This window comes from Martelella lutilitoris (genome assembly GCF_005924265.1).
In the GTDB taxonomy this organism is placed as follows: domain Bacteria; phylum Pseudomonadota; class Alphaproteobacteria; order Rhizobiales; family Rhizobiaceae; genus Martelella; species Martelella lutilitoris.
In genome coordinates this window covers 85,340-100,901 of sequence record NZ_VCLB01000008.1, presented here as the reverse complement: position 1 = coordinate 100,901, position 15,562 = coordinate 85,340, and the positions used below count along the sequence as shown (strand labels likewise).

9 protein-coding genes and 1 pseudogene are annotated in these 15,562 nt (G+C 61.3%); 6 read left to right on the top strand and 4 right to left on the bottom strand.

Going from position 1 to position 15,562, the window contains the following annotated elements:
• Window positions 1-35 precede the first annotated feature (35 nt).
• Both FF124_RS15140 and murB read right to left on the bottom strand, forming a co-directional pair.
• Complete coding sequence (locus tag FF124_RS15140) at window positions 36-4,562, bottom strand: PAS domain-containing protein (protein WP_187326963.1); 4,527 nt, start codon at window positions 4,560-4,562, stop codon at window positions 36-38.
• 253 nt (window positions 4,563-4,815) lie between these two features.
• Complete coding sequence (gene murB / locus FF124_RS15135) at window positions 4,816-5,916, bottom strand: UDP-N-acetylmuramate dehydrogenase (RefSeq protein ID WP_210237480.1); 1,101 nt, start codon at window positions 5,914-5,916, stop codon at window positions 4,816-4,818.
• A gap of 153 nt (window positions 5,917-6,069) precedes the next feature.
• Here murB and FF124_RS15130 point away from each other — a divergent pair, with 153 nt between their 5' ends.
• Together FF124_RS15130 and FF124_RS20830 are read left to right on the top strand one after the other, a co-directional pair.
• The gene (locus tag FF124_RS15130) at window positions 6,070-6,435 is read left to right on the top strand and encodes a hypothetical protein (protein ID WP_138749327.1); all 366 of its coding nucleotides are present in this window, start codon (window positions 6,070-6,072) and stop codon (window positions 6,433-6,435) included.
• A pseudogene (locus FF124_RS20830) lies at window positions 6,365-7,064 on the top strand (ABC transporter ATP-binding protein). Before FF124_RS15130 ends, FF124_RS20830 begins: the two are co-directional and overlap by 71 nt.
• A 202-nt stretch (window positions 7,065-7,266) precedes the next feature.
• Here FF124_RS20830 and FF124_RS15120 read toward each other — a convergent pair.
• Window positions 7,267-8,061, bottom strand: coding sequence for a TIM barrel protein (locus tag FF124_RS15120; protein ID WP_138749325.1), 795 nt, complete (start codon window positions 8,059-8,061; stop codon window positions 7,267-7,269).
• Between the two features lie 9 nt (window positions 8,062-8,070).
• Entirely contained in the window at window positions 8,071-9,261 is a 1,191-nt protein-coding gene (locus tag FF124_RS15115) for a TIGR03032 family protein (RefSeq protein WP_138749324.1), read from the bottom strand.
• 1,025 nt (window positions 9,262-10,286) lie between these two features.
• Here FF124_RS15115 and pflB point away from each other — a divergent pair.
• The 4 genes from pflB (at window position 10,287) to metF (ending at window position 15,437) form a co-directional block, all read left to right on the top strand.
• On the top strand, window positions 10,287-12,557 hold the full coding sequence (pflB, locus tag FF124_RS15110; protein ID WP_138749323.1) for a formate C-acetyltransferase: 2,271 nt from the start codon (window positions 10,287-10,289) through the stop codon (window positions 12,555-12,557).
• 12 nt (window positions 12,558-12,569) lie between these two features.
• Window positions 12,570-13,352, top strand: a complete 783-nt coding sequence (pflA, locus tag FF124_RS15105; protein WP_138749322.1) for a pyruvate formate-lyase-activating protein — start codon at window positions 12,570-12,572, stop codon at window positions 13,350-13,352.
• A 153-nt stretch (window positions 13,353-13,505) separates the two neighbouring features.
• Entirely contained in the window at window positions 13,506-14,510 is a 1,005-nt protein-coding gene (locus tag FF124_RS15100) for an ArsR/SmtB family transcription factor (protein ID WP_138749321.1), read from the top strand.
• A 3-nt stretch (window positions 14,511-14,513) separates the two neighbouring features.
• Window positions 14,514-15,437 (top strand): methylenetetrahydrofolate reductase [NAD(P)H], encoded by a 924-nt coding sequence (metF, locus tag FF124_RS15095; RefSeq protein ID WP_138749320.1) that lies wholly within the window; start codon window positions 14,514-14,516, stop codon window positions 15,435-15,437.
• The last annotated feature ends 125 nt before the right edge of the window (window positions 15,438-15,562 follow it).

Sequence of the window (15,562 nt, the reverse complement as noted above, 5' to 3'; positions counted from 1 at the left end):
GTGAACAGGCGTCCAGCTGTACGACCGACAGGATCTCAGCCGGACGCGTCCTCAAGCGAGAGATCCAGTCTTTGCAGGAGATCGGCAAGCGGTTCCGGTTCGTGGATATGGAAGCCCTGGGCGAAATCGACGCCGTAATCTCGCAGTCTGGTCCGGGTCGGCTCGTCGCCGACATATTCTGCAATCGTCTTGAGCCCCAGTACGCGCGCGACCTCGACGAAGCACTTGATCGTCACCTCGTTCAGCGGGTCGCTCAAGAGTTCGCGGATGAACTGGCCGTCGATCTTCAGATAGTCGAGCGCGAAATGCTTGAGGTAACCGAAGGAGGACGAGCCGGCGCCGAAATCGTCGAGCGCTATCGCTATCCCGCGCCGGCGCAAATCCTCGAGGAAGGAGGCGGCTTCCTCCATATTGGTGACGACGGCGGTCTCGGTGATCTCGATGCACAGGCTGTGGCAGATGGGACCTCCGGCCGCGTCGAGGAGGTCGAGCGCCTCCTTGTGAAAGGCAAGGTCGCCGAGCGACTGGCCGGAGAGGTTGACGCACAGCCGCGCCCGACCGCCGGCAAGGCCCGACGCGTCGATCTGCTCCAGCGCCTTGTCGAGCACCCAGCGATCGATACGGGAGATGAGGTTGAAACGCTCGGCTGCCGGCAGGAAAGCGCCGGGAAGAACGATCTCTCCGTCGTCATCGACCAGACGGAGCAGCAGCTCGATGTGGCGAACGGAGGGCTCACCGCTCATTGGCGCGATCGACTGGGCGTAGAGTACGAAGGCTTCCTCCTGCAATGCCTGTTCGATGCGGGCGGCCCAGCGCGTTTCGCCTGAGCGGAGCCTGAGTACTTCGTCGCTCTCTTCCCACACATGAACCCGGTTGCGGCCGCTTTCCTTGGCCACATAGCAGGAGGTGTCGGCCGCCTGCAAAACTGCCGGGACGCTTGTCGATCGGCTATCGACGGGAACGAGGCCGATACTGGCGCCAACCCTGAAATGCTTGTCGTCGTGGACGAAGCGGAACGCGCCCATCCGGTCGCAGATCGTCTGGGCGATGCGCTGTCCGTCCTCAGGGCTGCAATGTTCGAGCAGCACGGCAAATTCATCGCCGCCGAGACGGGCAAGGGTGTCGCGTTTGCGCAGGCAGTCCTGCATCAGCACGGCGACCTTTTTCAGCAGCGTATCGCCGACCGTGTGGCCGCAGGTGTCGTTGACGATCTTGAACTGGTCGAGATCGATATAGAGAAGGACGTTGGGCGTGCCGATCTCCTGCGCCGTCTCGAAGACCCTCTGCAGTCGCCGGTCGAATTCGGCGCGGTTGATCAGGCCGGTCAGGGGGTCGTGGCTGGCGCGGTAGGTCATCTCGCGCGAGAGCCGCCTTTGCTCGCTGACATCGTGGAACACCAGCACCGCACCGAGAACCTCGCCCTCGGAACTGCGGATCGGCGCCGCCGAATCCTCGATGCTGTATTCCAGTCCGCGCCGGCCAACGAGAAGCGTGTTTTCTGCCAGACCCACGACCTGACCATGCTCAAGACAGGCGACGATCGGGTCCGGCGCGGTTTCGCGCGTCTCCTCGTTGACGATTGCGAACACCCGATCGGAGGGCTCCCCCGCCGCCTCGTCGACGCTCCAGCCGGTCATGCGTTCGGCCACGGGATTGAGCCATCTTATCCTGCCCGCCGCGTCCGTGGTGATCACCGCGTCGCCAATGGAATTGAGCGTCACCCGCATCAGTTCGTGCTGTTCGGCGAGATCGAGCGTCATCTGCCGCCGTGTGGTCACATCCCAGGCCGCGCCGATGATGCGGTTCGGGCGACCGGACTTGTCGCTCACCAGATTGGCGGCGATGTGGAGATGGCGATACGCGCCATCGGGTAGGATGACGCGATATTCCTCGTCGAGATGATCACCGGTTTCGATGGTTCGGTAAACGGCCTTTTCCACCCGCTCGCGGTCTTCAGGGTGTACGGCGCGCCTCCAGATATCCCCGATATCGTCCCCGCCCGAAGCATCGAGGCCATAAAGCCGATACATAAGCGGATCCCAGTGGGCGACCCGGCGGTCGATTTCCATCTCCCATATGCCGATCCCGCCGCTGTCGGTGGCGATCGCCATGCGCTCGCTCATCAGCAGGCGCTCTTCCTCGGCGCGCTTGCGGGCGGTGATGTCGGTATGGGTCCCGATCATCCGTATCGGCGAACCGTCCTCGGCGCGCTGGACGACGCGGCCGCGGTCGAGAATCCAGATCCAGCGCCCGTCCTTGTGACGCATGCGGAACTCTTCCTCGAAATTGGGCGCATCGCCGCGAATATGGGCGACATCGGCCGTCCGCGCCCGTTCCATATCGTCGGGATGGATGAAGCTCAGCCATTCCTCGCCGCTATCGGAAATCTCGTCCCGCCGATAGCCGATCAACGCGCACCAGATGTCCGAATAATAGGTCTTTCCGGTCGCCAGATTGGCATCCCATACCCCGATCCGCCCGTTCTCGGTGGCGATCGCCATGCGTTCGTTGAGTTTTTCGAGTTCGACACGCTGGTCAACCTGCGCCGAGATGTCCTGGAATGCGCCGATCAGGCGGACGGGTGCGCCTTCGTCATCGAACTCTGCCGAACCGGCGGCGCGAACCCATATGCGATGTCCGTCGGCGCGGATGAGCGGCAGTTCAACATCCCATGGCGTACCGTTCTCAATGCTCTCTTCGACGGCAGATGTAATGACGGCGCGCGCCTCGGGCGCATAAAACGCAATCGCCTCTTCCATTGTCGGGCTGTATTCCGGGTGTACGCCGTGAATCCGGCAGGTTACCGCCGACCAGTAGATTCTCTCGTTCACGAGGTCGACTTCCCAGCCTCCGATCCCTGCAATTTGACCGGTTCGCTCCAGAAATATCCGGCTTTTTCTGAGTTCGTCTTCTTCCTCTTTCTGGCGCGTTATGTCCTGCAGGCTGCCAAACATCCATTCCGGCTTGCCATCGTCGGTCCATGTCAGCACCTGGCCACGGGCAGCGACCCACACCCAGTCACCGTTTTTGTGGCGTAGCCGCAGCTCACAGTCATAGCTTTCGGCCTCGCCACCGAGGTGCCTGGCCAGTTGAGTTTCATGTTCGGCCCGGTCGTCAGGGTGGACGCGGTCCCGCCATGTGCGCATGTCGGTCGGCTCGAGCTCGGCCTGTTCATAGCCGACGATCTCGGCCCAGAGATGATTGAGCCTCAGTTCGCCGGTTTGCACGTTCCATTCCCATGTACCGGAGCGCGTCGCCTCGATGATCTGCTGCAGGCGCCTGCGCTCCTCGATCAGCGCATTCTCCGCCTTGCGACGCTGCGTCACATCCTCGATCGTGGAGATGATGCGCAGCGGGTTGCCCGCACTGTCGCGTTCGAGAATGGCGGAGAGCAGGACGTCGAGTACCTGGCCGGAGCGCGTGACCATCTGGTAGCGGACGTTTTCGCAGTGCCCTTCGAAAAGGAACGCCGGCAGGACCTCGGTGCGCGATATCCGCGCCGATTCCGGCGTCAGAAAATCGGAGAGCTTGCGGCCGATGACCTCCTCGCGATTATACTTCATGACATCGAGCCAGCGGTCGCTGACGCTCAGAAGCGTGCCGGTCGGGTCGGTGGAGTGCAGCATGGCCGGCGTCGCGCGGTAAAGCCGTTCGATCCGTTTTTCCGCAGCTTCGAGTTCGCGCTGTGCTATGACCACCTCGCTGATATCGCGGATGATCTCCGTGGCGCCGGTCAAGGCGCCGTCTTCGGAAATCACCGGACCGAGGGAGACCGAGACGGGCAACCGGCGGCCGTTGCGATGAAGTCGCTCGGTCCTCAGGTTGCGGGTGGCGTTACCATCGGCCAGACGGGCCGAAAGGTCCGTCTGCGCGTCGAGATGTTCAGGCGCGACGATCAGCGAAAGCGGGCTGCCGAGCGCCTCTTTGGCGCTATAGCCGAACAGGCGTTCGGCCGCCTCGTTCCAGTGACGGATCGTGCCGGCGGTGTCCATGGTCAGGATCGCATCCGGGCTGTTTTCGAGAATCGAGCGCGCCTCCGCCTCGATGCCGAGCAGTTCGTGCTCGTGAAGCGCGATCAGCCGGGCTTCCAGCGCCTTTGCCGCCGCTCGGGCGAGATGGCTCAATATCTCTTTCTGGTGTTGGCTGAGCGCCTTCGGTTTCTGGTCCACGACGCAAAGCGTGCCGACTCGTTCGCCATCGGAAAGCTGAAGCGGAACGCCAGCATAGAAGCGGATCCTGAGACCATCGGTGACCAGCGGATTTTCGGCGAAGCGCCGATCCTGCGTGGCGTCTTCGATTTCCATCAGCTGTTCGCCCTCAAGGGCGTGGGTGCAGAAGGAAATGCTGCGTTCGGTCTCGCTCACGCCTTCAAGGCCGTAATTGGCCTTGAACCATTGCGTATCCTCATTCAGCAGCGTGATGAGCGAGATCGGCGTGCCGCAGACCAGCGCCGCAGCCTCGGTCAGCGCATCCAGCTCGGCGGCCGGAGCCGTGTCGAGCCGCCTCAGTCGTTCATAAGCGGACAGATGATCGACGCCCGTCTCTGTTGCTCGATCGGTCATCTTTTGCGTGACCTCCATTTTCAGGCGGCCGGTTCGTGCCGGCGCATGCCGTCTTTCTTGACCCTGCCTGCAATACTAGGGCGTTTTGGTCGCTTTAACGACCCGTCGCGGGTTACGGATCGCCTATTGGGATGGGATCAATCTCGGCCTGTCGAAGAGCGATTTAGGTAAAAGACATATTTATCAATAGGATATCGTCAAATAGTGATGCGCCGTATGAGTGCCGAAAATTCACGATGGGCGCGCGCATTGCCTAGAGTTCGATCGGTTCCTGAACGAGATCGACGCCAAAGCGGGCCTTCACCCTCTCCCGGACAAGCGCGGAAAACCGGGCGACATCGCGGCTTGTTGCGCCGCCGTGATTGACGAGGACAAGGGCGTGCCCGTCGAAAGTGCCGACAGGACCGAGGCGTTCGCCCTTCAGGCCGCATTGCTCGATCAGCCATCCGGCGGAGAGTTTCACGCTGCCGTCGGGCTGGGGATAGTGCGGAGCGTCCGCCAGCTTCGCGGCCTCTTCGCCGCTGACGACCGGATTGTGGAAGAACGAGCCGGCATTGCCGAGCCTGCGCCAGTCGGGAAGCTTTGATCCCCGGAGTGAAAGCACGCGCGCCATGACGTCTGCCGGATCGTCGCCGACGGAAAAACGCTCGAGGCCGGCATAGGCAGTGGTCGGCGTCCAGATGCGGGGCAGTGCCAGCGTGACCGACAAGATGACATGCCGCCCCGGCTCGGCCTTGAACCGGCTCTGCCGGTAGGCGAAACCGCAGGCCTCGGCATCGAAAGTCGCGATCGTGCGGGTTTGCGTGTCGAAAGCGGAAAGCTCATGAAAGACATCGGAAAGCTGGACGCCATAGGCGCCGATATTCTGCACGGGCGCGGCGCCGACCGTGCCGGGTATGCCGGCGAGGTTCTCCAGGCCTGGTATGCCCTGTTCGACGGTCCAGGCGACGAAATCATGCCAGTTCTCGCCGGCGCCTGCGGTGACCAGATTGTGCGTTTCGGTCTGCCCCGAAAGCCGGCGCCCCTCGATCCGCATCAGGCCGACCAGCGCCTCCACGGTTTCGCTCAGCACCACATTGCTGCCGCCGCCAAGGATCCTGAACGGCATGCCGCGAACGTCTGCCTCATCGAGAAGGGCCGACAGAGCGTCCACATGCGTGATCCGGGTGGCGAGCCGGGCGGCGGACTTGAGGCCCAGCGTGTTTTCGCGCGTCAGGTCGAAATCGGCAATCAGCTCCATCAGGCATTCGGTCCGCTTGGGTTCGGCGAGGTCATGCCCGTCAATAGTCCGGGCGATGCGCGCGCGCAAGCGCGAGCTGTTCTGCTTTGCGGCAAAGGACGCTGGTTTCGTCATGACAAATAACAAAAAAATGCGTTCCTCCCCCCAAAAACAATGGGGGCTCTTGATCCGGGCCCGGTCACTACTCCTCGTTCCAATCGCATGAGATGGGCGCGGGGAATGCAATCGGACGAAGACTCTTTCGCATACAATGACGGTGGATAGACGATGTCGAAACTGAAGATGCTGTTGTGCGTGGCGCCGCTGGTGCTTCTTGCGGCCTGTACCGAGGCGCTGGATTACGATGCCGAGGACGACGCCTATACCACCGGTGCCAATACGCCTTCGACCAACGCCAGCGCGAAGTCCTCGTTCCTTCAGTGCCCGATGTCGTGCACCACCAAGAAGGGCGGCAAGGTCAACGTTCAGGTTGCCTCCACCTGTGACGCCGCCCGCAGCTATTACAACGCGTACAAGCGCGCCGTGAACAAGTACGGCGCCTCAGGCGCCGAGCCTCACTGGGATGCCTATGAGCAGACGGCCGAACTGGCGAACGAGATGTACGTCTCATTTGGCTGCGCGCCCGATTATTGAGGTAGGAAATTGCCGGCCCGGATCGCGCTTTCGCGCTCCGGTCTTCTCAAGGGCAGATCTGCTGATGTCTGATATGCTGGTCGATGTAGGCGGTGTCGGCAAAAGCGTCACCTCGTCATCGCAGACGATCGAAATCCTCAAGGCCGTGGATCTCACGCTGCGGCCGGGAAAGCGTTTGTGCATTATCGGGGCCTCGGGATCAGGAAAATCTTCCCTGCTTGAAATTCTGGGGACACTCTCGACCCCAAAACAAGGGACGGGTGCTGATATCGGGTCGGGAGGTGGTCGCCATTGGCGATGCGGAGCGAACGCGGCTCCGGCGCGAGGCGATCGGCTTCGTGTTCCAGGACTTCAACCTGATCGATCATGTGAGTGCGGCGGACAATGTGGCCTTGCCCCTGAGATACCGGGGGGTTGGCCACAGGGCAGTGCTGAGGCGCGCGAAGGAGGCGCTCGACAAGTTCGGGCTTTCCGCGCGCGCCGGCCTGCGTTGCAGCCGGCTTTCGGGCGGCGAGAAACAGCGCGTCGCCTTTCCCGCGCGCTCGTCACCAAGCCGAAGCTCATTCTTTCCGACGAGCCGACCGGCAATCTCGACGAAGAGACGGGCCGCCATATTCTCAAGCTTCTGATGGACAGCGTCGATGCCGATTGCGGGCTGATCATGTCACCCACAATCTCGACCATGCGCGCCGGTTTGACCGCGTCCTGAGGCTTTCCGGCGGGTGTTGTCACGATGTCAGTCTTTGAGCTGCTTCTTGCCCGCCTGCGGGCCTTCCGCTTCGCCCGGCTGTTCTTCGCCGTGGTGACGCTGTCGATGACGCTCTATTGCGGCTAATGCCCTTCTTCAAAAGCCTCCGACAGCCTGTCGCGCGCCCTGATGACCGGATCGCTTCCCGACACGAGAGGCTGGTATTCCAGCCCGATGCGTCCCCTGTAACCGGCCTCGATCAGCTTTCTCAGGCGGTCGACAAGGTCGATCCTGCCCGATCCCGGCTCGTTGCGCCCGGGGTGATCGGCCACATGGATATGCACCACCTTTTCGAGGTTGCCGGCGAGGACCGTCTCGATCGGCTCGTCCATGACGGCGGCGTGATAGAGGTCGTAGAGAAGGCCGATCTCGTCGCGGTTGACCGCCTCGACGATCTCGAAACCCTCCGACGTTGAGTGGAGAAAGTAGCCGGGATGATCGACGGTCGTGTTCAGCGGCTCGATCCCGAGCCGGACGCCGCTGCCGATCAGGATGTTCGCCGCTTCCGAAAAGGTCTCGATCAGCGAGGCCTTCTGGTCCTCCCTCGAAATCTGCGGCAGATCATTGCCGGTCTGGGCAATCAGCACCGGCGCGGCCAGCCGGCTGGCGACCTCGGCAGAACGCTTCAGGCCTTCGAGCCATTCGGCCCTGTTGGCCGGATCGGTGATCGCGATCAGAGGTTCGGCGACGAGGCCCGAAACCGCCATGCCGCAGGCCTTGGCGGTGCGGGTGATGGCTTCGATGTCCTTGTTCGACCAGAGCCAGAATTCGAAGGCCGTAAAGCCGGCGGTCGCCGCGCGTTCGATGCGCGACGGGAAGGCGTCGCCGGGTTCGGCGAACAGCCATTCGAGGCAGGGCGAGAATTCGAGCTGCGGCATAGGGTGTCCTCATGTCGCCGGGTGCCAGCCGCGTTCCGACAGCGGCCGGTCCGGGGCCTCGATGGTGATGAAGCTTGCAAGTTCGGGTCCGAAGGTCGGCAGCGCCATCGGGCAGGTGACGCCCGGCAGGACGCTGACGTCGAAGAGCTCCTTGATGCCGCCTTCGATCCTCAGCCATTCGACGATGTCGCCGTTTTCCGTGTTGACGATCTGCAGTCCGCACCAGGCTTCGGCGCGGCGTTTTTCCAGTTCGTCCTGAAGGTTGAGGCCGGAAAAGACGCCTTCGCGGCGGGCAAGCGACAGTCCGACGACGGCATGACCGTCGTGGAAGGAGAGGCCGCGCAGGAAGCCCGGGCAGAAGGCGACGCGTTCGCGGGTCCGGCTTTGAAGGTCGAGGCGGGTCAGGTAGCCATTGCCGGAATCGAGGAACCAGAGCGCGTTCTTGTAGAGGCGCGGCGAATGCGGCATCGAAACGCCTTCGGTGACGATCTCGTCGGTCTCGACATTGACGACGACGCCCCCGTCGCGGCGCTCGTTGCGCCAGCCATCGACAATATCGGTGGTGGAGACCGAGGTGACGAAGCGCGGCACGCCGTTTTCCATGGCAAGGCCGTTCAGGTGGCAGCGGTCCTCCGGCGCCAGTCGGGAGATGAAGGGCGGCCGCCAGACCGGCTTGAAGGAGTGCACGACGCTGTCGGTCGCCAGGCAGGAATATTTTGTGTTGACGAACAGCAGGCGTCCCGCCGCATCGATGCCGAGTTCATGGACGTCGACATCGGCGACGGTCTGGCCGCGGCGCGGAACGTAGAGCCTGTCGAAGGCATCATTGGCGCGCTCGTTCGGGCCGAGCACGTTCTCGAACCGCCATATCTGGGCAAGACCCGCCAGAAGCAGGCGCTGGCTGTCGCCGATCAGCCCCATGGCGCGGACGAAATTGCGCTGGTGCAGAGACAGCGCGCCGTTGGGCAGCACCCCGACAAGGAACAACTGCCCGGTCTGGTATGAGGTGAAGGCGAGAGAGCAGTTGTGCAGCGATAGCCACTGGGCAAAGCCGCGCGAACAGGTGACCTGCGAGCGGATTTCCTCCGGCGGCGCGGGTGCTGCGCCCGGCGCGTCCGAGGGGGGCGGGGCACTGTCGGAAGCGGCCGGCGCGGGGCCCTGTGCGCTCTCAAGGTTTGGTTCGCTGGGTGTGTCGGTCATGTGGGTTTTCCGGCGCCTGCTTTTCTTGTTTTATCCGCGCTTCGACCTTGCCGGCCAGCCACACGGTGCCGGCCACTAGACATGAGGACAGGCGTCGGAGCAAGACGGGTTTGCCCGCAAACGGCGGTCTGCGGCGCCTGGCGTCCCGTTCCGGCGCAATCGACGGGCAAAATCCCGGAAAAAGTCTGCTCCAGCGCGTCGTTTCGCAGCCTGTCTGCATGGGACTGATCCTGCCGCCTGCGACCACGGCAAAGGGCATAGGGTCGGCAATTCCAGATTCCATTCTGGTGCAGCATCCTTTGTAAGTATAAAGGCACATAAACCGGAGCGAGTCGTCCGGTTTTCATGGCACGGGTCGAGTGCTGACGAAGGCGCACTTGATTCGGCTACAGATCGGTTTATTCTCCGGGATAAGGGCGCAGGATGCCGATTGCGGGTTGCTGCGAGCGTCTTGCCCGTAGCGCCTCGCCCCGAACCTTTGCTTGTGGCGGAGTGGAATTCGCGTTCAGGCTGTCGGTAAGTAGATGGGTACGCTTGACGCGACCCGGAAAATCCGGTTTTCGCTGCCGATTTGGCTTAAGTTGACTGATATCAATGTCCGGCTGCCTTGATTATGTTTATATTATCGGTTCGGAATTGTAATTCGTCATTTGTACTTGAAAAATAAGTAAAAATGTCAATTTCTTGTGGACTTTATACGCCTTTGGTACCATATAGAGGTCGTCAAAACGAAGAGCGTTGACCGTTGGCGTCAACAATCGACGCGATCTTTCGCAGGTTCATGCCCAAGACCAGCGCCAGGCGCCAAAGTCAGCCATCGGAAGCGATCGGAGATCGCTAGAATTGGTGGAATGAAATGTCCCGCAACTGCCTGCCCAAGAATGGCCGTTTTGGTCGGAAAGATTCTGACCGACATTTTGCCGGATAATTCGTTCGCCGAACCCAGCGCCTTTTGCCGGACATCCTCCTCGGTCCCGGCGCTGGAACCCTGAAATGTTCCTCTTATTATGGTGAGGGCTGAAACCATGGATATGTATGCCAAACACACGAACGTACACGCCGACCCGTGGAGCGGGTTCAGCGATGGTGCATGGCGCACCGCGATCGACGTTCGCAACTTCATTCAGGAAAACTACACGCCTTATGAGGGCGATGCGTCCTTCCTCGCCCCGGCCACCGAGCGCACCAAGCAGCTCTGGGACGAGCTGAGCGACCTCTTGAAGCAGGAGCGCGACAAGGGCGGCGTTCTTGACATTTCGGCAGACAAGCCCTCGTCGATTACCGCGCATGATGCCGGCTATATCAACAAGGACCTCGAAATCATCGTCGGCCTGCAGACCGATGCGCCGCTGAAGCGCGCGATCATGCCGAATGGCGGCCTGCGCATGGTTGAAGGCAGCCTGCAGACCTATGGCTACAAGGTGGACGAAACCGTTCACGATGTGTGGACGAAGTACCGCAAGAGCCATAACCAGGGCGTGTTCGACGTCTACAGCCCGGACATTCTCGCCTGCCGCAAATCGGGCGTGATCACCGGTCTTCCCGACGCCTACGGCCGTGGCCGCATCATCGGCGACTATCGCCGCGTTGCCCTTTACGGCACGGACTTCCTGCGCGCTGAAAAGCAGAAGGAATTCCACGAGCTCGACGACGCTGTCTTCAACGACAGCAATATGCGTCTGCGCGAGGAAATGTCGGAGCAGTTCCGTGCGCTCGACGAGCTGCGTGAAATGGCCGCCAAATATGGCGTCGACATTTCCAAGCCCGCCCGCAACGCCCGCGAAGCTGTCCAGGCCGTTTATTTCGGTTATCTGGCTGCCGTGAAGGAGCAGAACGGCGCTGCCATGTCGATCGGTCGCATTTCGACCTTCCTCGACATCTATATCGAGCGTGATATCGAAGCCGGTTACATCTCGGAAGACGATGCCCAGGAAATGATCGACGACATGATCATGAAGCTGCGCATCGTTCGCTTCCTGCGCACGCCGGAATATGACGAACTGTTCTCGGGCGACCCCGTATGGGTGACCGAGGCGATCGGCGGCATGGGCGAAGACGGCCGTACGCTGGTTTCGAAGAACAGCTTCCGTTTCCTCAACACGCTGTTCAATCTGGGACCCGCGCCGGAGCCGAACCTCACGGTTCTGTGGAGCCCGAGCCTGCCGGAAGGCTTCAAGCACTTCTGCGCCAAGGTTTCGGCCGACACCTGCGCCATCCAGTACGAGAACGACGAGCTGATGCGTCCGAAATGGGGCGACGACTACGGCATTGCCTGCTGCGTCTCGTCGATGCGGATCGGCAAGCAGATGCAGTTCTTCGGCGCGCGCGCCAACCTCGCCAAGGCTCTGCTTTATGCGATCAATGGCGGCGTTGACGAAATGAAGCTGAAGGGCAAGAAGGTTGCCGAAGGTCTCGAACCGATCACCGGCGACGTTCTGGAATATGACGAAGTCGTCGAAAAGTTCGACAAGGCCATGGACTGGCTTGCAAAGACCTACGTCAAGGCTCTGAACGCCATTCACTACATGCACGACAAATATGCGTATGAACGCATTGAGATGGCCCTGCATGATCGTGATATCCTTCGGACCATGGCCTGCGGCATTGCCGGTCTGTCGATTGCGGCTGACGCGCTTTCGGCAATCAAATATGCCAAGGTCGAAGTCATTCGCGACGAAACCGGCCTTGCCGTTGACTACAAGATCACCGGCGATTTCCCGGCCTTCGGCAACAATGACGACCGTGTCGACTCGATTGCCTCGTGGCTCGTCGAGACCTTCATGAACAAGGTCAAGGCACAGCCTTACTTCTACCGTGACTCGATGCCGACGCAGTCGATCCTGACGATCACGTCGAACGTCGTTTACGGCAAGAAGACCGGTAATACGCCGGATGGCCGCCGCGCTGGCGAACCCTTCGCACCGGGTGCAAACCCGATGAACGGTCGCGACAAGAAGGGCTTTGTGGCCGCAGGCGCTTCGCTTGCCAAACTGCCCTATGACGCTGCCCTCGACGGGATCAGCTGGACGGCTTCGGCAACGCCCGGCAGCCTTGGCCATACCGACGAGGACCGCATCAAGAACCTGTCGAATTGCCTCGACGGTTACACGGCGGCCGGCGGTTTCCACGTCAATGTCAACCTCCTCAACAAGGAGACCCTGATTGACGCCATGGACCATCCGGAGAAGTATCCGCAGCTGACGATCCGTGTTTCGGGTTATGCTGTGAACTTCATCAAGCTGACGAAGGAACAGCAGCTTGACGTCATCAACCGGACTTTCCACACCTCGATGTAAACGAGAAGAAGAATGCACAAGCGCGTTTCCGCACCAACGAAGCCAACCGGTGTCCATATCGACATCGACCACGGATTTCTCCACTCGGTCGAAACCGGCGGGGCGGTGGACGGTCCGGGAATGCGCTTCATATTCTTCATGGCCGGTTGCCAGTTCCGGTGTCTCTACTGCCATAACCCGGATACCTGGAAGCTCCACAATGGCCGCAGGGTCGATGTGGACGACATGCTCAAGGAAGTCCGCCCCTATGCGGGCTTCCTGAAATTCGCCGGCGGCGTCACCTTTTCCGGCGGCGAGCCCATGATGCAGGCCGGTTTCATCGGCAATGTCATGAGCCACATCAAGAAGGAAATGGGCCTGCATATCGCGCTTGATACGCAGGGCTATCTCCACACCGGTGTGGAAGACGAATGGTTCGAAAATGTCGATCTCGTCCTGCTCGACATCAAGCATATCGACCCGGAGAAGTATCACGCCATCACGGCGCAGTACCTGCAGCCGACGCTCGATTTCGCCGAGCGGCTGAAGCGGCTGAAGCAGAAGATGTGGATGCGCTATGTGCTGGTGCCGGGCCTGACGGACGATACGGACGACGTCAACCGCATGGCCGATTATGTCGCCACGCTGGGCGATATCGTCGAACGCGTCGAGGTTCTGCCGTTCCACCAGATGGGCATCTCCAAATGGGATGCGCTGGGCAAGGAATACACGCTGCGCGACACGCCGACGCCGACGACGGATGAGACCGAAGCCGCGCGGGATATCTTCCGCGCGCGCGGTCTCTATACCGCCTGAGCAATATGGGCGGGAACGCCCTTCGCATTGGGAGAGTTTCAAAGGCCGCCTCTGGGTGGCCTTTTTTGCATTGTGATAATTCAACCCTCAGACTTGCATTTGGTCCGTATTTGATATAAAGATATCTTTATATCTTGATGAAGGCGGAGCGAAATGACGAAGCTCGATCTCGACAGTCTGGTCGATGTCCTGAAGGCGGTTGGCGAACCGACCCGGCTCAGGCTGATTGCGCTGTTGGCGTCCGGGGACCTCACGGTCTCCGACCTGACGGACATTCTCGGCCAGTCCCAGCCGCGCATTTCCCGTCACCTGAAGCTTCTGGGCGAGGCCGGACTGATCGACCGTTACCAGGAAGGGGCCTGGGCCTATTTCCGCCTGAAGGAGGAGGGCGCTCCGGCGCGTCTCGTTCGCGAATTGCTGAAGAGCGCATCGGAAAGCGATTCTGCGCTTACCCGTGATGCCGCGCGCCTTGCCGCGGTCAAGCAGGCGCGATCGGAAAAGGCGCTTGCCTATTTCGCCGAACATGCCGGTGAATGGGACGAGATGCGGCGCTTGCACATTTCCGAGGCGGAGATCGAGGAATGTCTGGTCAGGCTGATCGGCGAGAAACGCGTCGAAAGCGTGCTCGATCTTGGAACGGGCACGGGCCGCATGCTTTTGCTCCTCAAGGACCTTTACCGCCGCGCCGTCGGGATCGACGCCAGCCGCGACATGCTTGCCGTCGCCCGCGCCAATCTGGACGCCGAAGGTGTGACGAAGGCGGCGGTGCGTCTCGGCGATATCCTGAACCTGCCGCTCGAGAGCGAGGATTTCGATCTGGTGATCATCCACCAGGTGCTGCATTTCCTCGAACATCCGGAACGCGCGATCGCCGAGGCCGCGCGGGTGATGCGACCGGGCGGACGTCTTGTCGTCATCGATTTCGCCCCGCATGATCTTGAATATCTGCGCGCCGACCACGCCCATCTCAGGCTCGGTTTCTCCCATCAGGCGATGTCCGACTGGATGAAGGCGGCCGGCCTCGATGTCGAGAAGGTCGTCGATCTGCCCTTTTCCGGCGCCGAGGGGCGCTCGCTCACAGTTACCGTCTGGCTTGGCCGCGACCGCCGCATCCTGATGGCCGCGGAAGCCGAAACACATTATGCGAGGAACGTCTGAACCATGTCCGACAGCAACGAGACGCGCGGGCGCCAGCGCCAGATCCATTTTTCCTTCGAGTTCTTTCCGCCGAAAAGCGTCGATGCGGAAGCCAGTTGGTGGCGTTCCGTCGAGGAACTCTCTGCCTATGACCCCGGTTTTGTGTCGGTGACCTATGGCGCCGGCGCAACCAGCCAGACGCCGACCTATGCCGCCGTCAAGCGGCTCGTGGATGAGACCCGGCTTGCGACAGCCTCGCATCTGACTGTTGTGAAGGCCAGCAAGGGGGAGGTGGATGATGTGATCCGCCGTTTCCGCGATGCCGGCATCCGCCGTTTCGTGGCGCTCAGAGGCGACCCGCCCGGCGGCATCGGCACGGCCTACAGCCCGCATCCGGGCGGCTACGCCAATGCGGCCGCGCTCGTCTCGGCGCTCAAGGCCATCGATCAGGATTTCGATATTTCGGTTTCCGCCTATCCGGAAAAGCATCCCGAAAGCGCGGACCGAACGGCCGATATCGCTATGCTCAAGGCCAAGGCGGATAACGGCGCCGACCGGGCGCTGACGCAGTTCTTCTTCGACAATGATGTGTTCGAGGACTACCTGAACGAGGTGCGCCGCGCCGGAATCACCATTCCCGTCGTGCCCGGCATCATGCCGATCCAGAACCTTGCCCAACTGAAGCGCTTTGCCGCCATGTGCGGGGCAAGCGTGCCGGCCTTTGTCGAGCGCCGGTTTGAGGGGCTGGATGACGATCCGGAAGGGCGCTTCGAGGCGGCGGCCGACCTTGCCGCCGAACAGGTGCAGGATCTTGTCGCGCGCGGCGTCGGCGATTTCCACTTCTACACCATGAACAAATCGAAGCTGATGGCCGCCGTTCTGGATCGCCTCGGCATCAGGCCCGGTCGCGCGCTGGCCGATGCCGTCCCGGAGCGGCTGCGCGCCTGACCGGCCTAACAAGTAAAATCCGGATTATGAAAGTAATAATCAGAAATATCTAATATAAATCTGGAATCTTTATTTAATATTTCATTTTGTTATGCTGCTGCGGTGGTTACCTCGGAGGCTGCAGC